The organism is Bacillus cereus group sp. BfR-BA-01350, assembly GCF_022663775.1.
Lineage (GTDB): Bacteria > Bacillota > Bacilli > Bacillales > Bacillaceae_G > Bacillus_A > Bacillus_A paranthracis.
In genome coordinates, this window is sequence record NZ_JAKUGD010000008.1 from 1 (window position 1) to 18,426 (window position 18,426).

Here is an 18,426-nt window from a genome sequence, read left to right on the forward strand (position 1 = left end):
TTTTTCATCTTCAAAATGTCCGATTGTTCCTTCACATACTTGGCATACGATTGTTCCCATTTTTCATTTCCCCCTAAGTTTATGGTCCTAAAAACTTTCAGCTGTCCATTTCCTATCAATTATTGGGCTTTTGTATGCTCTGTGTGATCACATCCGCAAGATCCACATTTCCCGTAAAGTACTGTTACTTTCTCATCCTCGAAGTGTGCAATTGTACCTTCACAATCTTGACATACGATTGTTCCCATTTTTCATTTCCCCCTAAGTTTATAATCCCAAAAACTTTTTGTAACCGCTTAACTTTCTGTCTTTATTTTAATATGTTATACTTTTTACGTCAATAGGTTTTTAGTATAACACATTAAATATTTTAAATTTAAATTAGTATGCGATATTCAAACAAAAAAACAGCCATATTTATACGTACGACTGTTTTACATTATTTATTCTTCGTATTCCGCATGCAAAGATGTAGATGGAACTAGAAATGAGAAAAACTGAGATAACTCAGCTGCTTCCTCTTCTGAGCCTAATTTGAAAACTTCCTGTAAATATTGAATATTCTCCACATCATCTCGTCCAAGTAAAGTTGACTTCCCTGTTTGCATGCAAACAATAAGTGGCTTTCCAAAGAACATATTTGTATAAATAACACCAAAATCATAACGAGTATCATGTGTCATAAACCCCAAAAATCGTACCTTCACACTTTCATGCTCATCATACAATTTTTCAAACATCGGTTTCCACCTTTCCACATCACCTTTCATTAATATATTAAACAAAAAAAGGAATACTCCTTTTAATTGTCAAAAAATTCAGTAGGATGTAGAATGGTAGTATTCTACTTAGTTAGGGGGAACTTATATGCAACATGCCTTTATTACGCTTGTACCTAAATCCAATCAACAATCTGTTTCAATAGATGATATAAAACAACTTTTTCATTATTATAAAACAGTTACTTCCAAAACTGGTGTTCAAATTAATTACGCTTATACAAATACCGCTTTTCCGTATGAAATTTTAGATACATCAGCAACAACATTCAAACTACAATCTACTCACGATCGATATGACTCCATTTATGTTGGTGTCGGTATAGAAAAGGAACAAACTTATATTCAAGTTTCTTTACCACCTAATGCAACATTTGGTGATAAAGGAAAAGCAAATGAATTTTGCCGTTTTCTAGCGAAGAAATTAGAAGGAGAGTTAAAATTATTTAATGGAAGAACAATGTATTTCTATAAACGTTAATTTAAAAAATAGAAAATATAATTAAGAAAAGTATGCAATTTGAACACGTAAGGAATAATGCCTGCTTTCTAATTTGCAATACAAAATATGCGATCACATATGCTAAATAAAGAAATACAAAAAATAGAATAACTTTATAATGCAACTTATCACCATTTGACAATGATAATACAATGGAAAAACCACTCCATAATAAAAAATGATAAAATATAACATGTAATATTCTCATGGAACCTTCTCCTTTGACATGCTCTATTTCATTAATATATGGTATTAAGTTTGAATCAATTACATATTACACGAAAGCATATATATGGCTTTTGGATTTATATATGTTTTAACAATTCAATTCAATTAAATTATTATATATTCATTCGACAAGTACGTATAAAGACCTTGCAAGCCACTTTTATTATAAAATAAAAAATAGCCCATCTCTTTAAATAAGAGATGGGCTATTTTCATTACTTAAATTATTTTACAATGTGAATTGGCATTCCAAGAGCAACTTCAGCTGCTTCCATTGTGATTTCACCTAATGTTGGGTGAGCGTGGATTGTTTGAGCGATATCTTCTGCTGTCATTCCAGCTTCGATAGCTAAACCAATCTCAGAAATAATATCAGAAGCGCCTGCACCTGCAACTTGAGCACCTACAAGAAGACCATCTTCTTTACGTGTTACAAGTTGTAAGAAACCGTCAGTGCTGTTTAATGATAATGCACGACCGTTAGCAGCGAATGGGAACTTAGATACAGTTACAGTCATTCCAGCTTCTTCAGCTTGTTTCTTAGTGTAACCAACAGATGCTAATTCTGGATCAGTGAAGCATACTGCAGGAATTCCGATGTAATCGATAGCTGACGCATGGCCACTAATTGCTTCTACAGCTACTTTACCTTCGTAAGAAGCTTTGTGAGCTAATGGTGGTCCAGGAACGATATCACCGATTGCATAGATGTTTGGTACATTTGTACGACATTGCTCATCGATTTCGATGATGCCGCGGTCAGTCATTTTAACTCCAACTTGCTCAAGACCGATTTCTTGAGTGTTTGGACGACGACCTACAGTTACTAATACGTAATCTGCTTCTACAGTTTGGATTTCACCTTTAACTTCGAAGCTAACTTTTACGCCAGTTTCTGTTTCTTCAACGCCTTTAGCCATAGCTTTTGTATGGATTGTTACGTTACCTTTTTTCTGTAGAGCACGTTTAACAACAGAGCTCATAGCTTTTTCGAAACCAGCTAAGATTTCGTCGCCAGCTTCTACTACAGTAACTTCTGTACCGAAGTTAGCATATGCAGTACCTAATTCCATACCGATGTAACCGCCGCCGATTACAACAAGTTTTTTAGGAATTTCAGGTAAGCTTAAAGCACCTGTAGAGTTGATAACACGTTTAGAGTATTTGAATCCTGGAATTTCGATTGGTGTAGAACCAGTTGCAAGAACAGCATTTTTAAACGTATAAGTTTGAGCTGCATCTTCAGTCATTACGCGTAATGTGTTAGCATCTACGAAGTAAGCTTCACCGCGAATGATTTCAACTTTGTTACCTTTAAGAAGGCCTTCAACACCGCCAGTTAATTTCTTAACTACGCCGTTTTTCCATTCTTGAACTTTTGTAAAGTCAACTTTTACGTTCTCTGCAGTGATACCCATGTCATCAGAATGCATTGCATTCTCATAACGATGACCTGCATTGATTAACGCTTTTGAAGGAATACATCCAACGTTTAAGCATACGCCACCAAGGTTAGCTTTTTCAATGATCGCTACCTTTTGACCTAATTGTGCTGCACGAATTGCCGCAACGTATCCACCAGGACCTGCACCAACAACGACTGTATCTAATTCAATTGGGAAATCTCCTACTACCATTGTTATTACGCCTCCATTACTAATAATTGTGGGTCATTCAATAGACGTTTAATTTGGTTTAATGCTTTTTGAGCAGTTGCGCCGTCAATTAAACGATGGTCAAAGCTTAGAGATAATGCTAATACTGGAGCTGCAACGATCTCACCGTTTTTCACAACTGGTTTCTCAGCGATACGGCCGATACCAAGAATTGCTACTTCTGGGTGGTTGATAACTGGAGTGAACCATTGTCCACCTGCAGAACCAATGTTTGTAATTGTGCAAGAAGCGCCTTTCATTTCAGCAGGAGCTAAACGACCTTCACGTGCTTTACCAGCAAGATCATTGATCTCGTTAGAAATTGTGAAGATAGACTTGCGATCTGTATCTTTAACAACTGGTACTAATAGACCTTTGTCTGTATCAGCTGCGATACCGATGTTGAAGTAATGTTTATGAACTACTTCTTGAGAAGCATCATCTAAAGAAGTGTTTAACATTGGATATTCACGTAATGCAGATGTTAAAGCTTTAACAACGTATGGAAGGTAAGTTAATTTAATACCTTTGTCAGCTGCCACAGCTTTGAACTTCTTACGGTGAGCAACAAGTTCAGTTACATCTACTTCATCCATTAATGTTACGTGAGGAGCTGTATGTTTAGAGTTAACCATTGCTTTCGCAATTGCTTTACGGATACCACTCATTTTCTCACGAGTTTCTGGATATTCACCAGCTGGGATTGGTTGTGCTTTTGGTGCTTCTTCTTTCGCTGCTGCTGGAGTAGCTTCTACTGCTGCTGGAGCCTCAGTTGCTGCTACCGCTTGTCCACCATTTGCAAATGCATCGATGTCAGCTTTTACGATACGACCGTTCTTACCAGAACCAGCTACTTTATGAATGTCTACGCCGTTTTCACGAGCATATTTACGAACAGATGGCATAGCGATTACGCGCTCATTTACTACTTCTGCAGTTGCTGCTGGAGTAGCTTCAGCTTTAGGAGCTTCTTCTTTTGCTTCTTCAGCTTTAGGAGCTTCGTCATGATCGTCGCCTTTAAATTTAAGGTTTTCGTATCCAGGAGCATCAAATTTAATTAATGTATCTCCAACTACTGCAACCGTACCTTCTTCTACAAGTACTTCAAGTACTTTACCTTTAACAGGAGAAGGAATTTCTACTACTGCTTTATCATTTTGTACTTCAAGAAGTACGTCGTCTTCGTTTACTTCGTCGCCTGGTTTAATAAACCATTTTACGATTTCACCTTCGTGGATACCTTCACCGATATCTGGTAGTTTAAATTCAAATGCCACGGAATTCAGCCCCCTGATTCATTTCTTTATTATGGAATATGGCAAAAGAAATCAGCATGTGCTGATTTCTTTTGCACATGAATAAGTAAAAATTAGAAGTTCATTACTTTGTTAACAGCTTCAACAATATCTTTGTGGTTTGGTAACCATACGCTCTCAGCTTGAGAGAATGGGAATACTGTATCAGCAGCTGCAACACGTACAACTGGAGCTTCTAAGTTTAAAATTGCACGGTCGTTAATTTCCGCTACAACGTTAGCTGCAATACCAGCTTGTTTTTGAGCTTCTTGAACTACAACTACGCGGCCTGTTTTTTCAACAGAAGCGATGATTGTTTCGATATCTAATGGTTGAACTGTACGTAAGTCAACAACTTCTAAAGAGATACCTTCTTTTTCAAGTTCTTCAGCAGCTTTTAATGCAGCGTGAACCATAGCACCGTAAGCGATAACAGATACATCTGTACCTTCACGTTTGATGTCAGCTTTGCCTAAATCAATTGTGTATTCGCCTTCTGGTACATCTTGACGGAATGAACGGTACAATTTCATATGCTCTAAGTAGATAACTGGATCGTTGTCACGAATCGCAGAGATTAAAAGACCTTTTGCATCGTATGGAGTAGATGGAATAACAACTTTTAGACCAGGTTGTTGAGCCACTAAACCTTCTAAGCTATCAGCATGTAGTTCAGGAGTATGAACACCACCACCGAATGGAGAACGAACTGTTACTGGAGCAGTCCAACGTCCACCAGAACGGTAACGCATACGAGCTAATTGACCAGAAATTGAATCCATTACTTCATAAACGAAACCGAAGAATTGGATTTCTGGAACTGGACGGAATCCTTCAAGTGCAAGTCCAACTGCAAGTCCACCAATACCAGACTCTGCAAGTGGAGTATCCATTACACGGTCTTCACCGAATTCAGCTTGTAAACCTTCAGTAGCACGGAATACACCGCCGTTTACACCAACGTCTTCACCAAACACAAGTACGTTAGGGTCATTTTTCATTTCAACGCGTAAAGCATCAGTGATTGCTTGAATCATTGTCATTTGAGCCATGGCTTACTTCGACTCCTTTTCTTTGTAAATTTCATATTGTTCAGCTAAGTTGTAAGGCATTTTTTCGTACATGATTTCCATTAAATCAGTAACTTTTTGTTTTGGAGCTTGGTCAGCCTTAGCAATTGCTTGTTTGATATCTTCTTTTGCTTCTTCGATTACTTTCTCTTCAACTTCTTGAGACCATAGGCCTTTGTTTTCTAAGAATGCACGGAAGCGTACGATTGGATCTTTTTGTTCCCATTCGTTCTCGATATCTTTTGTACGGTAACGAGTTGGGTCATCACCAGCCATTGTATGTGGACCGTAACGGAATGTTAAAGTCTCGATTAAAGTAGGACCTTCACCATTTACTGCACGCTCACGAGCGAAAGCAGTTGCTGCGTATACAGCTAATGGATCCATACCGTCTACTTGAATTCCGTAAATACCTGCTGCTACTGCTTTTTGTGCTACAGTTTTAGCTGCAGATTGCTTTTCTACTGGAGTAGAGATAGCATAACGGTTGTTTTGTACAACGAAGATTGCTGGAGCTTTGAATGCACCCGCAAAGTTCATACCTTCGTAGAAGTCACCTTGTGAAGCACCACCGTCACCAGTGTAAGTAATTGCAACAGATTTTTTACCACGTAATTTCATACCTAACGCAACACCAGCAGTTTGGATGATTTGCGCACCGATGATGATTTGTGGAGCAAGTGCATTTACGTTCTCAGGCATTTGGTTACCCATGAAATGTCCACGAGAGAATAAGAATGCTTGGTATAATGGTAAACCGTGCCATACTAATTGTGGCACATCACGATATCCTGGTAAGATGAAATCTTCTGCTTCAAGTGCGAAATGACTTGCTAATTGAGAAGCCTCTTGTCCAGCTGTTGGTGCGTAGAAACCTAAACGTCCTTGACGGTTTAAAGAAATAGAACGTTGATCTAGTACGCGAGTATACACCATACGGCGCATTAATTCTTTTAATTGATCATCAGATAATTCAGGCATAGCTGCTTCATTCACAACTTCGCCTTTTTCATTTAAAATTTGTAATGTTTCAAATTGAGCTGCGATAGCTTTCATTTGCTCATCAACATTAAATAGGGTCTTTTTTGTTTTAGTACCCATTCCGTTCACCTCTTCCTCTCTTGAACCATATTCTGAAACGCTTTCACTATCTATTAGCTAGGTGGAAAACGCAACAATGTAAACCAACAAATTTATTTGTCAGTTGAGAATAATTTTGTGTACCTAACAATCTGTACTAATGTTTTTTCAGAAACATATTAATACAATCTTGATCACGTTTTTTAGTTTACAACTATTCTAATTACGATGTCAATTACTTTGAATACGTTTTTTTATAAATAATCTGCAGGTTTCTTCTACACAAACGTGTTTTTATTTTTCACATCTGTATTAGTAAGCATTAACCTACTGTTATATTATTCCCTTTTTAACTTGTTTTTTCTCTTAGAATAATATGTAAACGATTTAATTCTCTTTAGTTTTTCTCTCTTCTTAGCAAAAATATACAAACTCTTCTTCCTTTTATAGGTAATTACCCATACATTTCTACCCTTCCCTCCATACATTATAGTAACCGCAGTATTAGCGGGAAATGATAAAGGAGGTCATCTCATGTACGGATACTCATATTGCTATCCAACTTGTTCATATCCTTCCTACGGTTATGGCGGTTCTTGTGGCGGGTCTGGACGCGGCTTCGCCTTAATCGTTGTGTTGTTTATTCTTTTAATTATCGTTGGTGCTGCTTGCATTCGCTAATGTAAAACGAAACAACTATGGAAAGAAACAGACGGCTCTGCCGTCTGTTTCTTTTTATTCCTACATAACCGATCTATCTTCCCCTTACTTGCCGATGACTTTTTCCATCTCCTTTGGTAGACTAAGGAGGAAAGGAGAGATTACATATGCTTACAATGAAAGATGTAATTCGCGAAGGAGATCCTATTTTGCGAAAAGTTGCAGAAGAGGTAGTAATACCAGCGAGCAAAGAAGATACAAATACCCTTAAAGAAATGATTGAATTTGTAATAAATAGCCAAGATCCTGAAATGGCTGAAAAATATAGTTTACGCCCTGGAATCGGATTAGCGGCTCCGCAAATCGGTATTTCAAAGAAAATGATTGCAGTTCACGTAACAGATACGGACGGTACGTTATATAGTCATGCATTATTCAATCCAAAAATCATTAGCCATTCTGTTGAACGTACATATTTACAAAGTGGTGAAGGCTGTCTATCAGTAGACCGTGAAGTACCTGGTTATGTACCTCGTTACACAAGAATTACAGTGAAAGCAACTTCTATCAACGGCGAAGAAGTAAAATTACGTTTAAAAGGTTTACCAGCAATTGTATTCCAACATGAAATTGACCATTTAAATGGTGTTATGTTCTATGACCATATTAATAAAGAAAATCCATTTGCTACTCCTGACGGTTCAAAACCTCTGGAGCGATAATAAAAAAGGCGGAAGATAATCCTCCGCCTTTTTACTATTATGAAATGGGTTCCATATCCACTTATAACAATCCAGCCCATTTTAATCCATGATATATGCCGTCTTCACTAACATCCTTTGTCACATGATTTGCAAGTTTTTTCAAGTCTTCATGACCATTCCCCATCACAATACCTGTCCCAACTGCTTCAATCATTTCTAAATCATTTAAGCCATCTCCAAATGCATACACTTGTTCACGGTTAAATCCTAACCTTTCAATGAATTTCTCAATCCCTTTCGCCTTAGAACCGCCATTTGGAATGATATCCATTGAATACGCATGCCAGCGAATAAAATGAAAGTCTGGGTACTGATTAATAAACTTTTCCTCTTCATTCACTTCACAGAAAAGAAGCGTTTGATAAATATTACGTTTCTCATAAAAATTAGGTTCATATGCTGGATGCTCAAAGTTTAAGCTACCAAAGCCTTCCTTCACATAATCATGATATTCCACTGATGCTCTCATGTCTTGATGATCAAGATATACAAGTGGATATCCTTCTTCTTTGGCAAACTGAGTAAATTTATGAAGAGCATCTGGATGTAACGGATTATTAAATATTACCTCATCCTCAAATACAACGTATTGCCCATTAAAACTAACATAATTATGTATATTAAGTTCCTTCCGAATATCTTCAAACATAAATGGCGCACGCCCTGTCGCAATTGCTACATGTACACCCTTTTCTTGTAACTGTTTTACTGCATCTCGTGTAGATTGCGGAATTTTTTTATCATGATCTAATAATGTTCCATCAATATCAAAAAAGACAATTTTATCATTCATTTGTCAAAATCCTTTCTGTTACTGTATATTCCTATTTTGATTATCGCTTTTCAAATGCTAAAAAAAAGTATAACATATTAAACATCTGTGAAGAAAGCGTTCACTTTCTGACCTTATTTATGAAACCTGCATATATATATTAGTAAAAAAATGTGGATACTTGTTCGTATGAATTTTCTTTTCTATTCTTTCTCATACTATATCTATAACTAACGGCTACTAATCGTTACTATAAGAATAACTTTCCCTGTATGAGAAAAGACAAGATTCAACATTCACTTTTGTCTTCTTTCTTATATCAGAGACGGCGTTTTCACTAGTAATATGCATGTTTAAAATAAGGAAAGGAAGGAGTAATCATGCTGAAGAAGCTGAAGAAAAAGCTGAAGCGTTATTTAAAAGATCTAGTCCGTAAAAAGACGATCGCTTAAATTGTGCCCATTTCGGGCTTTTTCTTCATTCTCATTCGAAAAAACATGAAAATCGTGACTGTTTGCTTTATAATAAGTAACAGATAATGCAAAACATAGACAAGGAGAGGTTTTCCAAATGATTTTTAAAGTATTTTATCAAGAAAAAATGACTGAGGTTCCAGTACGTGAAAATACAAAAGTTTTATATTTAGAGGCTACGTCTGAGAAGGATGTTCGTACAAAATTAAATAAGTTCGCATATAATATCGAATTCGTTCAGTCTGTGACTGGCAATCATCTTGAATATGAAAAAGCAAACGCTGATTTAACATTAGCGGAAATCGTATAGTCATATGAAATTTCTAAAGAATGATCAAGCAGCCGTTTTTGCTTTAGGTGGCCTTGGTGAAATCGGTAAAAATACATATGCTGTTCAATTTCAAGATGAAATTATTATAATTGACGCTGGAATTAAATTTCCAGAAGACGAACTCCTCGGAATCGATTATGTAATACCAGATTACACTTATTTTGTGCGAAACGAAGATAAAATTAAAGGATTATTCATTACACATGGTCACGAAGATCATATCGGTGGAATTCCTTACTTATTACGTCAAGTGAACATTCCGATTTATGGCGGAAAATTAGCAATTGCACTAATCAAAAACAAATTAGAAGAGCACGGATTACTTCGTAAAGCAAAACTTTATGAAATTCAAGAAGATGATGTTATTAAATTTAAAAAGACATCCGTTTCCTTCTTCCGTACAACTCACAGTATCCCAGATTCATACGGAGTTGTTGTGAAAACACCTCAAGGACAAGTAGTTCATACTGGAGATTTCAAATTTGATTTCACACCAGTTGGTGAACCAGCGGACTTAACAAAAATGGCTGAAATCGGAAAAGACGGTGTACTTTGTCTCTTATCTGACAGTACAAACAGTGAAGTTCCAAACTTTACAATGTCTGAGCGCCGTGTTGGTGATAGTATTCAAGATATTTTCCGCAAAGTAGAAGGTCGTATTATCTTCGCAACCTTTGCATCAAATATCCATCGTTTGCAACAAGTTGTTGAAGCGGCTGTTGAAAATAATCGTAAAGTGGCTGTATTTGGCCGAAGTATGGAAGCAGCGATTGAAATCGGACAAAACCTCGGTTATATTCGCTGTCCGAAAGATACATTCATAGATGCATCTCAATTAAATCGTCTACCAGCTAATAAAGTTGTTATTTTATGTACAGGTAGTCAAGGGGAGCCAATGGCAGCACTTTCACGTATTGCTAATGGTACTCATCGTCAAATTCAAATCATTCCTGGCGACACGGTTGTTTTCTCTTCTTCACCAATCCCTGGTAATACAATTAGTGTAAGCCGTACAATTAATATGTTGTACCGTGCGGGTGCTGATGTAATCCACGGAAAACTGTCAAACATTCATACGAGTGGACACGGTGGACAAGAAGAACAAAAACTAATGCTTCGTCTAATTAAACCGAAGTATTTCATGCCAATTCATGGTGAATATCGTATGCAACGTATGCATATGAAGTTAGCAAATGATTGTGGTATTCCAGAAGAAAATTGTTTCATTATGGATAATGGTGATGTTCTTGCCTTACGTTCAGATGAAGCAAGTGTAGCTGGTAAAATACCATCTGGATCTGTCTATATTGACGGAAATGGTATTGGAGATATCGGTAATATCGTATTACGCGATCGTCGTATCCTTTCTGAAGAAGGACTTGTTATTGTAGTTGTAAGCATTGATATGAAAGAATTTAAAGTTGCAGCAGGGCCTGATATTATCTCACGTGGTTTCGTTTATATGCGCGAAAGTAGTGATTTAATTAATGATGCGCAAACATTAATTACAACTCATTTAGAAAAAGTAATGGAACGTAAAACAACACAATGGTCTGAAATTAAAAATGAAATTACAGACACATTAGCACCATTCCTATATGAGAAAACGAAACGTCGCCCAATGATTTTACCAATCATTATGGAAATATAAGAAAAAGGACAATACCTTTATGGTATTGTCCTTTTCTCTTATCTTAAAAAGTGCTTGAAACGATCTACTTCATCGTCATGACCAATTACAATTAATATATCTCCCGCTTGAATATTTTCCGTAGCTCGAGGAGATACAATAACTTCTTTTCCACGTTTAATTGCTACAATATTCAATCCGAACTTCGCACGAATATCTAATTCAATTAAAGAATGCCCATCAATTTTTTTATTTGCAATAATCTCTACAATACTATGCTCATCTGAAAGCTCAAGGTAGTCTAACACATTACTTGATGCAATATTATTAGCAATCCTTTTTCCCATATCACGCTCTGGATGCACAATGTGATCTGCCCCTATTTTACTTAATACTTTTTCATGGTAATCATTTTGAGCTTTTACAGTAATATTTTTTACACCTAACTCTTTCAGAATTAATGTTGTTAAAATACTTGAATTTAAGTTATCTCCAATAGCAACAACTACATGATCAAAATTACGAATACCAAGACTTTTTAATACCATCTCATCTGTTGAATCTGCAATTACAGCATGCGAAGCTATATTTGCAAACTCATTAATTTTATCCTCATCAGAGTCAATTGCCATTACTTCCATACCTAATTGAGCAAGTTCCCGGCAAATACTTCCACCAAAACGCCCAAGCCCAATGACAGCAAATTCTTTCTCTTTTTCACCCACAGGAATTCCTCCAATAACATCGAATACTATGTATTTTTATTGTAACATACTTTAGATTTGCTACAAAAACCTGTATATCATTCTTATTTTTGTTTTTGCATATAGAAATACTGTTGTAAATAAAATGCGATACTGAAAATTAACATACCAAATACAAATATGTTTCCAAATGAACTAAACGTTTCAAAAACGAATAATAACGTTTCTTGTCCGAAGAAAGCAAATAATAGTTGTGTAAATGCGAATAGCAATGCCAATATATAATGGTGTTGATGGAATAAATAATGCGTTGCACCTAAAAAAGCGATAAACGAAAGAATGAAAATCCACCAATTTTCTAAAAACAGTTGCCAATTCGTAAATTGATACCCATTTACTAATATCGCAATAATTGCTATAACCGCCATCGTTGGCACACTCCATAACAATGCACGCCCTCTAAAGAAATGCGTACCTTTTACATCTCCCTTTTCATTTGCAATGTATGTTAGCACGACAGTACTTATATACAACACAGAGAGAATTGTTAAAACAATTATGAGCCAAAAATGCAACTGATAATATTCATGTTCTATATTCGTCACGATAGCAGCTAGCATACACGGTATTAGCATTCCCGTCCAACCATCTACTTTTCTCTCATTCCAAAATACTGTATTACCAATCCGTATTCCTAACAGCATAAAAATAATGATACCTAGTACAAATAATGTAGTTTTATTTCCTACTAAGCTCGTTGAAAAAGCAATTAATCCAATAAATAAAAAAAGAACAAATCCATTCATAATTTCTAGTACAGGTGATAAATACCTTTTCACCCAGTTGTATGTCTCTTCATATTCATTATTATTCGCTAAACGATAGGCGTAAAAACTTATCCCAAAATAAACCGCCGCAATAATAACATATGCATATAAGACAAAACATAAAATTGCACTGCTAATTTGCACGTAATTCCCCACCCTTTTTTCTATGTTTCACCTTGATTTTACACACTTTCCACACGAAATGTAAACATATATAAGCTAGTTAACTAATCATCTTTTCAATAAGCGATAATGAATAATGAGCAGCGGCTCAAAACCACTGCTCATTATTTTATCCATTTGTATGCCGATGTGTATCCAAAACAAATATGAAAGATGTTTTCACCTTGAATCTAACAAATACCAACTTTAAATTGTTACATAGTTGGCGAGCAAGTTTACTTTCTAGTTCCCTTCCACTTCACATATTGATCTAAAAATACGATAGCTTTCTCAATAGCCTCTTCATCTGGTTTTAATTTTGCGTGATGTAAACCATATTCTGAATTTACCCCAAGCCAAAACATAAATCCAGGAATCTCTTGAAGCATATAACCAAAATCTTCACCTGTCATTGCCTCAGTACATGTAATTACTTTCATATCAGTTTGTTCACTTACAAATTGCATAAACTCTCTCGTTAATGCTTCATGGTTGTATACTTGATGATACATCGCTCCGTAGTCAATAACGGCCTCACATTGGAAGGAAGCTTCTATACCTGCAACAATTGCCTCAATCCTACTTTTAACACGGCTCATTGATTCCACTGATAACGTTCGGATTGTTCCCTCTAATCGAGACTTTTCTGCTATGATATTTTGAACTGTACCGCCTGTTATTTTCCCAATTGTAATTACTGCACTATCAAGTGGGTTTACATTACGACTAATAACGGACTGAAGCTGTGTAACAAGGTGACTAGCTGCGACAATCATATCATTTGCAGTATGAGGGTAAGCTGCATGTCCACCTTTCCCCTTTAAATCAACATATAATTCTGATGTATTTGCAAATAATAGCCCCTCTTTTGTAGCAATTGTTCCTACAGGGTATTCAGGTGCAATATGGAGACCGAGAATTATATTCGGCTTCCATTCTTTTAACTCTTCGCTCTCTAACATAGGAAGAGCCCCTCCAGGCCCTTCTTCAGCTGGTTGGAATAGAAATACAAGGTCATCATCTATTCTTTCTGTTACAGCTGCTGTTAGAAGGCCTAAACCAATTGTTGTATGTAAGTCGTGTCCGCATGCATGCATCATTCCTTCATGAACAGAAGCGAACTCATATCCAGTTTCCTCTGTAATTGGTAAACCGTCTATATCTGCGCGATACCCTATAACTTTTTCTGGATTTTTCCCCTTTACTTTAACAATGACGCCCGTTCTCCATACCTTCACTTCCACATGTTCGTTCGAAAGCGTTCCTATGTAATCTAAAATATACTGTTGTGTTTTCCACTCTTTAAATCCAATTTCCGGTATTTTGTGTAAGTCTCTACGAATTTGAACGAATTTGCTTACTGCCATTTTTGCACCTCTATCTATAAAAAGCGTAAGAGCCTGTTTATGCTCTTACGCTTTTATGTTTTTATTTCTCTGGGTTTAATTGACGAAGCTCTTGTTTAATTTCAGTTTTTGCTTTTGTCTTCTCATCAATTTCTTTAATTACACGTGCTGGAGTACCTGCAACAACTGTATATGGAGGTACATCTTCTGTTACAACAGCTCCTGCTGCTACAACTGCACCTTTACCTACTGTAACTCCCTCTAACACAACTACGTTAGCACCAATTACAACATCGTCTTCAACGATAACTGGTTTTGCTGAAGGTGGCTCAATAACGCCTGCAAGTACTGCACCTGCACCTACGTGACAGTTCTTACCAACAGTTGCACGTCCACCAAGTACCGCGTTCATGTCGATCATAGAACCTTCACCAATTACAGCACCGATGTTAATTGTTGCATTCATCATAATAACAGCGTTGTCGCCGATTTCAACGTGGTCACGAATAATCGCACCTGGCTCAATACGAGCTTTAATACCTTTTAAATCAAGCATTGGAATTGCAGAATTACGACGGTCATTTTCAACAACGTAATCAACAATGTATTTGCTATTTTCATCTAGAATTGTCTTAATTTCAGACCATTCTCCAAATAATACACCAGACTTTTTATTTACAAATGCTTGTACTGTTTCAGGGAATGTTACTTCTTTTAAATCCCCTTTTATGTATACCTTTACAGGAGTTTTCTTTTCACTTTTTTGAATAAACGAAATAATTTCGTTAGCGTCCATCATTTTCATTCTTGTTGCCTCCTAAATCCATTTATAATGTTACTCTACCAAACGATAGAGCGAGTAGCAAGATAATAATCCTATTTTTCCATTTGAATTTCTTCTATAATTTCTAAAAATGCTTGTACTTGCTTCAATTGTCTAGCTGATTCACTCGTCAATAACCATGTTTCTCTCGTTAATTGAACAGGTGTTTTATACATATTTTCTTGTACTTCTTTTAAAACAGTAGAAGGTAAAAGCGCGTAGCCTATGCCATTTAAAACGAGTTGTTTACAAGTCTCAATTTGATCAACGACAATTGTTCTCTTAGGTGGATTAGAAAATAAACCATACCACCAATTTTGTATTTGTCCATAATAAGTCGAGTCACTTTTAAATTGAATAAATGGTCTATTTGTTTCTTTTAACATCGAAATATCTTTTATTTCTTTATCCACTAAATAAAGTTCATCTTCAAATAATTGTTGCTTCTGGCCTTTATATTCTTGTGTTCCTCTCAATATAGCAACATGAACGTCTCCTTCATAAAATTGCTTTTGCACTTCACTACTCCAGCCAGTAAACAACGATATTTTCACAGAAGGATATTTATGCACAAACTTCTTCAAAACAGGAGGAAGCCAATATTGGCCAATAACTGATGCGACAGCTATTTTTAACGTCCCGTGAGTTTCTGTTCTAAAAACAGCAAGCTCACTTTTAATATCCTCTTCCCTTTGTAGCATTTCTTTTGCGTAATTCGCAACTTTTTCCCCTTCAGGTGTAATTGTCAATCCTTTTTGCGAGCGAATAAAAAACTTCATTCCCCATTGTTTCTCCATAGATTGTAATCGTTGACTAAGCGCAGGTTGTGAAACAAATAAACGTTCCGCCGCTTTTCTCATATTTGATTCCTGTGCTAACACAACCATCATTTGAAAATCATCAATTTGCAACTTTCTCCCTCTTTCCTTAGCTTCCATACACCTTATCTCAATAAGCTTTTCATCCTTAATTTAACTACATACTCTTATATTTTTTATCTTTTTAAATATAATACATACACAACTGATATGCACGAAAAAAAAGTGACTTCTTCGGTTCTATGAAGTCACTTTTCTCACTTTATCGATTATGTTGCCTTACTTTTTTATTCAATAATTTTAAAATAGCTCGGCGTGTTAAAATCCCCTCAAAATACCCATCTTCATTAACAGCGCAAATAAATGGATGATCAATAGTCATTTCTAAAGCTTTTGCAAATGAGTCTTCTAACTTAAGAACCGGAATATCTTGCTTCATCACTTGCTCTACTTTCATCTCTTCAAGTCTTTCAAACTCAATGCGTTCTAGCCCTAATATACCATCTAAAATCATAGCAGTACTAATTAACCCGTGCAATTTGTACATCGGGTCCAAAACAGGTATCGCCGAATATCCAGATTTCACAAGTACGAGTAAAGCATGCTCTAAACCATTCCCTATTTGAACGTGTGCTACTTTTTCTGATGAAATCATTAAATCTTTTACAAAAATTTGTTGAAACTCGTCTTTTGGAATACTAATCATATTACATCCCCCATTTTCCCTTTTTCCTGCTTATAATCACCGGCTCTATTCACATTTTATGACAGCGTTTTCATATTATTATTTTGTCCTTACATTCTTTCAGTAAAAAACAAAATTACACAGCTATTTTAGCATATAACACAAAAAAAAGACTACCATTCCGGTAGCGCTTAATACCCTTTATTTTTTAATCTGTAAAATAACCTTGTGATTTTTTTATATTGCATCACGTCTGTCTTTTTTAAACCATTCTCGATATCTGTAAGTTCCACAGCTAAAATTTCACTCGCATAATTTTGCTGAAATAAAATATCTAGTAACAAACTTTCCTCTTCTTCTGTTAAAACAAATTCCCTTTTCATATACCCCTCTCCTTATACTCGCATCGTTACCATTATTATATAAAATTTTCAGCCTATTTAATAGATGTAATATTCAGTTTTTAGTGAAAGAAATATATAAATTGTTTTTATTTCGTATATCGATTTGCATAACTAAACGCCGCATAAGCATCTGGCTTAATTTTTGCAGTTAATCCCATCGCTTGAATTTTCGCTGTCATATCTAGAATAAATTCTTTTGTTAAACCATCATTTCCGATATCTAAGTGAATCTCCATTATAAAACCAGCCCCATCTTGAGCATATGGATGCAATAAATCCCATATTGTTTGTATATGATTTGGAGTAAATAGGCATGCGATTTCTTGACTAAACTGCGTCTCTAAATATATTTTCTCACGTAAAGTTTCTGGCTTATCTTTTACTGATTGATGGTGTAAACACCCCCAGGCTCCTTTTCCAACGCGATGAATATGAATTGCCGTAATAAACCTCGTATCCTTTTGATGTGCTTGTGAGTCTGTCCCAATGGATAAACGATATAAATTTCGCGGATCCTTTTCAATGAAATTACAAATACGGGTAAAGACCATATCAAAATTTAAATGTCTCTCTGAAACATTATAAAATTTATGTTCACCGGCCACATAGTCACGTCCTTTCAATTAGACAGACTTTTCGTATTCTCATTGTATGGGACAAAAACAAAAATTATAACTCCCTACCCTTTATTCGTTTCAATATTCCGAATTACATAATGGCAAACTTGGCACGTATAAATTACGTTTTGATTCGATTGAGCCGTTAGTACATGAATAATCTCAGCAGAATTGTGACAATTAGGACAAATCACAACTGGTAAACGTTCCATATAACACACCTCCTCACTATTTTCATCCCGCTATTTACTATCCGTCCTCAATTGGTGATGGATAATAAGCTGTATAGGACGAAGAAACCCTACTAATTACACTTTCACTTTATTACCATTGTAGGAAAAATGAAAAATCCTTATACATATATACTAAAAGTAATAGAACTAAAAAAGGTGTTGCCCTATGGCAACACCTTTTTTATATGTATCAAGAAATGATATCGTAAATCTCAATTGCAACCATGTCGATATTATCGAATTGATACACTTGAGGTTTTTCACCTTGTTGATACACTTCTAACTCATACATTTCACTTTTATCGAAAAATTTCACGCTACATTTGCGCTCACCGTTCACTTCAAAATAGCGTTGTGCTACTTCACCGCTTTCAGCTTGTTCTTGTAGACTAACAAGTCGAGTTAAAATTCCTTGGAGTAGAGACATGAAATCTCTCCTTTCTCTGATCTTCCTACCAATAGGTTTTACAGCTATACTCATTCTATCCGTCATAACAGAAAAAATGTTCCACACTCTAGGATAAAGGTTATTGGCCAGAAACTCAACTAAAAATTTGTCGAAATACGA

General features: G+C 35.8%; 24 protein-coding genes. 5 read left to right on the plus strand and 19 right to left on the minus strand.

Annotation, left to right across the window (positions count from 1 at the left end; all coding sequences use genetic code 11):
• The 3 genes from MR147_RS17360 to MR147_RS17370 all read right to left on the minus strand — a co-directional run.
• A partial coding sequence (locus MR147_RS17360) for a GapA-binding peptide SR1P (RefSeq protein ID WP_141527636.1) occupies window positions 1-60 on the minus strand: 60 nt, incomplete at its 3' end.
• 59 nt (window positions 61-119) lie between these two features.
• The gene (locus MR147_RS17365; protein ID WP_000536778.1) at window positions 120-248 is read right to left on the minus strand and encodes a GapA-binding peptide SR1P; all 129 of its coding nucleotides are present in this window, start codon (window positions 246-248) and stop codon (window positions 120-122) included.
• Window positions 249-443: 195 nt separating this feature from the next.
• Window positions 444-740, minus strand: coding sequence for a DUF3055 domain-containing protein (locus MR147_RS17370; protein ID WP_011181837.1), 297 nt, complete (start codon window positions 738-740; stop codon window positions 444-446).
• A 127-nt stretch (window positions 741-867) separates the two neighbouring features.
• Here MR147_RS17370 and MR147_RS17375 point away from each other — a divergent pair, with 127 nt between their 5' ends.
• Entirely contained in the window at window positions 868-1,260 is a 393-nt protein-coding gene (locus tag MR147_RS17375; RefSeq protein ID WP_001163309.1) for a DUF1885 family protein, read from the plus strand.
• 1 nt (window position 1,261) lies between these two features.
• Here the strand turns inward: MR147_RS17375 and MR147_RS17380 are convergent, their stop codons facing one another.
• The 5 genes from MR147_RS17380 to pdhA form a co-directional block, all read right to left on the minus strand.
• Window positions 1,262-1,489, minus strand: coding sequence for a hypothetical protein (locus MR147_RS17380; protein ID WP_002156771.1), 228 nt, complete (start codon window positions 1,487-1,489; stop codon window positions 1,262-1,264).
• Between the two features lie 244 nt (window positions 1,490-1,733).
• Window positions 1,734-3,146 carry a dihydrolipoyl dehydrogenase gene (gene lpdA, locus MR147_RS17385; protein ID WP_000260111.1) on the minus strand — a complete coding sequence of 471 codons (1,413 nt, stop codon included), beginning with the start codon at window positions 3,144-3,146 and terminating at the stop codon, window positions 1,734-1,736.
• 5 nt (window positions 3,147-3,151) lie between these two features.
• Window positions 3,152-4,441 (minus strand): pyruvate dehydrogenase complex dihydrolipoyllysine-residue acetyltransferase, encoded by a 1,290-nt coding sequence (pdhC, locus tag MR147_RS17390; RefSeq protein WP_000863427.1) that lies wholly within the window; start codon window positions 4,439-4,441, stop codon window positions 3,152-3,154.
• 92 nt (window positions 4,442-4,533) lie between these two features.
• Window positions 4,534-5,511: a pyruvate dehydrogenase complex E1 component subunit beta gene (gene pdhB, locus MR147_RS17395; protein ID WP_000068166.1), complete on the minus strand. Its 978-nt coding sequence runs from the start codon at window positions 5,509-5,511 to the stop codon at window positions 4,534-4,536.
• 3 nt (window positions 5,512-5,514) lie between these two features.
• A complete protein-coding gene (pdhA, locus tag MR147_RS17400) occupies window positions 5,515-6,630 on the minus strand; it encodes a pyruvate dehydrogenase E1 component subunit alpha (RefSeq protein ID WP_000536893.1) in 1,116 nt (371 codons plus the stop codon).
• 513 nt (window positions 6,631-7,143) lie between these two features.
• Here pdhA and MR147_RS17405 point away from each other — a divergent pair.
• A complete protein-coding gene (locus MR147_RS17405; RefSeq protein WP_000274562.1) occupies window positions 7,144-7,290 on the plus strand; it encodes a YjcZ family sporulation protein in 147 nt (48 codons plus the stop codon).
• Window positions 7,291-7,436: 146 nt separating this feature from the next.
• Window positions 7,437-7,991 carry a peptide deformylase gene (gene def, locus MR147_RS17410; protein WP_074606314.1) on the plus strand — a complete coding sequence of 185 codons (555 nt, stop codon included), beginning with the start codon at window positions 7,437-7,439 and terminating at the stop codon, window positions 7,989-7,991.
• Window positions 7,992-8,052: 61 nt separating this feature from the next.
• Here def and MR147_RS17415 read toward each other — a convergent pair whose 3' ends face one another.
• Entirely contained in the window at window positions 8,053-8,826 is a 774-nt protein-coding gene (locus MR147_RS17415; RefSeq protein ID WP_046946797.1) for a Cof-type HAD-IIB family hydrolase, read from the minus strand.
• Between the two features lie 549 nt (window positions 8,827-9,375).
• On the opposite strand from MR147_RS17415, the gene MR147_RS17420 reads away from it, so the two are divergent.
• Window positions 9,376-9,588 (plus strand): DNA-dependent RNA polymerase subunit epsilon, encoded by a 213-nt coding sequence (locus MR147_RS17420; RefSeq protein WP_000576443.1) that lies wholly within the window; start codon window positions 9,376-9,378, stop codon window positions 9,586-9,588.
• A gap of 4 nt (window positions 9,589-9,592) precedes the next feature.
• A complete protein-coding gene (rnjA, locus tag MR147_RS17425) occupies window positions 9,593-11,260 on the plus strand; it encodes a ribonuclease J1 (protein WP_000670368.1) in 1,668 nt (555 codons plus the stop codon).
• A 38-nt stretch (window positions 11,261-11,298) separates the two neighbouring features.
• Here the strand turns inward: rnjA and MR147_RS17430 are convergent, their stop codons facing one another.
• The 10 genes from MR147_RS17430 to MR147_RS17475 all read right to left on the minus strand — a co-directional run bounded on the left by MR147_RS17430 (window position 11,299) and on the right by MR147_RS17475 (window position 18,285).
• On the minus strand, window positions 11,299-11,964 hold the full coding sequence (locus MR147_RS17430; RefSeq protein WP_000504032.1) for a potassium channel family protein: 666 nt from the start codon (window positions 11,962-11,964) through the stop codon (window positions 11,299-11,301).
• 83 nt (window positions 11,965-12,047) lie between these two features.
• On the minus strand, window positions 12,048-12,914 hold the full coding sequence (locus MR147_RS17435; RefSeq protein ID WP_001167310.1) for a hypothetical protein: 867 nt from the start codon (window positions 12,912-12,914) through the stop codon (window positions 12,048-12,050).
• Between the two features lie 254 nt (window positions 12,915-13,168).
• Complete coding sequence (locus tag MR147_RS17440; RefSeq protein ID WP_000301165.1) at window positions 13,169-14,299, minus strand: N-acetyldiaminopimelate deacetylase; 1,131 nt, start codon at window positions 14,297-14,299, stop codon at window positions 13,169-13,171.
• A 61-nt stretch (window positions 14,300-14,360) separates the two neighbouring features.
• A complete protein-coding gene (gene dapD / locus MR147_RS17445; RefSeq protein WP_000783248.1) occupies window positions 14,361-15,083 on the minus strand; it encodes a 2,3,4,5-tetrahydropyridine-2,6-dicarboxylate N-acetyltransferase in 723 nt (240 codons plus the stop codon).
• A gap of 71 nt (window positions 15,084-15,154) precedes the next feature.
• Window positions 15,155-16,039 carry a LysR family transcriptional regulator gene (locus MR147_RS17450; protein ID WP_001984809.1) on the minus strand — a complete coding sequence of 295 codons (885 nt, stop codon included), beginning with the start codon at window positions 16,037-16,039 and terminating at the stop codon, window positions 15,155-15,157.
• A 142-nt stretch (window positions 16,040-16,181) separates the two neighbouring features.
• Window positions 16,182-16,625 carry a cyclic-di-AMP-binding protein CbpB gene (gene cbpB / locus MR147_RS17455; protein ID WP_000623565.1) on the minus strand — a complete coding sequence of 148 codons (444 nt, stop codon included), beginning with the start codon at window positions 16,623-16,625 and terminating at the stop codon, window positions 16,182-16,184.
• 170 nt (window positions 16,626-16,795) lie between these two features.
• Window positions 16,796-16,987 (minus strand): antirepressor AbbA, encoded by a 192-nt coding sequence (abbA, locus tag MR147_RS17460; RefSeq protein ID WP_000817794.1) that lies wholly within the window; start codon window positions 16,985-16,987, stop codon window positions 16,796-16,798.
• Window positions 16,988-17,094: 107 nt separating this feature from the next.
• Window positions 17,095-17,613, minus strand: coding sequence for a ribonuclease H-like YkuK family protein (locus tag MR147_RS17465; RefSeq protein ID WP_000896651.1), 519 nt, complete (start codon window positions 17,611-17,613; stop codon window positions 17,095-17,097).
• Window positions 17,614-17,687: 74 nt separating this feature from the next.
• Window positions 17,688-17,837: a hypothetical protein gene (locus tag MR147_RS17470; RefSeq protein WP_000440537.1), complete on the minus strand. Its 150-nt coding sequence runs from the start codon at window positions 17,835-17,837 to the stop codon at window positions 17,688-17,690.
• A gap of 211 nt (window positions 17,838-18,048) precedes the next feature.
• Window positions 18,049-18,285: a YkuJ family protein gene (locus tag MR147_RS17475; RefSeq protein ID WP_000055151.1), complete on the minus strand. Its 237-nt coding sequence runs from the start codon at window positions 18,283-18,285 to the stop codon at window positions 18,049-18,051.
• Window positions 18,286-18,426: the final 141 nt, after the last annotated feature.

What these genes read in the sequence shown, in the direction of transcription:
- MR147_RS17365 (WP_000536778.1), bottom strand. Translation starts at nt 248, where the DNA reads ATGGGAACAATCGTATGTCAAGATTGTGAAGGTACAATTGCACACTTC.
- MR147_RS17370 (WP_011181837.1), bottom strand. Translation starts at nt 740, where the DNA reads ATGTTTGAAAAATTGTATGATGAGCATGAAAGTGTGAAGGTACGATTT.
- MR147_RS17375 (WP_001163309.1), top strand. Translation starts at nt 868, where the DNA reads ATGCAACATGCCTTTATTACGCTTGTACCTAAATCCAATCAACAATCT.
- MR147_RS17380 (WP_002156771.1), bottom strand. Translation starts at nt 1,489, where the DNA reads ATGAGAATATTACATGTTATATTTTATCATTTTTTATTATGGAGTGGT.
- lpdA (WP_000260111.1), bottom strand. Translation starts at nt 3,146, where the DNA reads ATGGTAGTAGGAGATTTCCCAATTGAATTAGATACAGTCGTTGTTGGT.
- pdhB (WP_000068166.1), bottom strand. Translation starts at nt 5,511, where the DNA reads ATGGCTCAAATGACAATGATTCAAGCAATCACTGATGCTTTACGCGTT.
- pdhA (WP_000536893.1), bottom strand. Translation starts at nt 6,630, where the DNA reads ATGGGTACTAAAACAAAAAAGACCCTATTTAATGTTGATGAGCAAATG.
- MR147_RS17405 (WP_000274562.1), top strand. Translation starts at nt 7,144, where the DNA reads ATGTACGGATACTCATATTGCTATCCAACTTGTTCATATCCTTCCTAC.
- def (WP_074606314.1), top strand. Translation starts at nt 7,437, where the DNA reads ATGCTTACAATGAAAGATGTAATTCGCGAAGGAGATCCTATTTTGCGA.
- MR147_RS17415 (WP_046946797.1), bottom strand. Translation starts at nt 8,826, where the DNA reads ATGAATGATAAAATTGTCTTTTTTGATATTGATGGAACATTATTAGAT.
- MR147_RS17420 (WP_000576443.1), top strand. Translation starts at nt 9,376, where the DNA reads ATGATTTTTAAAGTATTTTATCAAGAAAAAATGACTGAGGTTCCAGTA.
- rnjA (WP_000670368.1), top strand. Translation starts at nt 9,593, where the DNA reads ATGAAATTTCTAAAGAATGATCAAGCAGCCGTTTTTGCTTTAGGTGGC.
- MR147_RS17440 (WP_000301165.1), bottom strand. Translation starts at nt 14,299, where the DNA reads ATGGCAGTAAGCAAATTCGTTCAAATTCGTAGAGACTTACACAAAATA.
- dapD (WP_000783248.1), bottom strand. Translation starts at nt 15,083, where the DNA reads ATGAAAATGATGGACGCTAACGAAATTATTTCGTTTATTCAAAAAAGT.
- MR147_RS17450 (WP_001984809.1), bottom strand. Translation starts at nt 16,039, where the DNA reads ATGGAAGCTAAGGAAAGAGGGAGAAAGTTGCAAATTGATGATTTTCAA.
- cbpB (WP_000623565.1), bottom strand. Translation starts at nt 16,625, where the DNA reads ATGATTAGTATTCCAAAAGACGAGTTTCAACAAATTTTTGTAAAAGAT.
- abbA (WP_000817794.1), bottom strand. Translation starts at nt 16,987, where the DNA reads ATGAAAAGGGAATTTGTTTTAACAGAAGAAGAGGAAAGTTTGTTACTA.
- MR147_RS17470 (WP_000440537.1), bottom strand. Translation starts at nt 17,837, where the DNA reads ATGGAACGTTTACCAGTTGTGATTTGTCCTAATTGTCACAATTCTGCT.
- MR147_RS17475 (WP_000055151.1), bottom strand. Translation starts at nt 18,285, where the DNA reads ATGTCTCTACTCCAAGGAATTTTAACTCGACTTGTTAGTCTACAAGAA.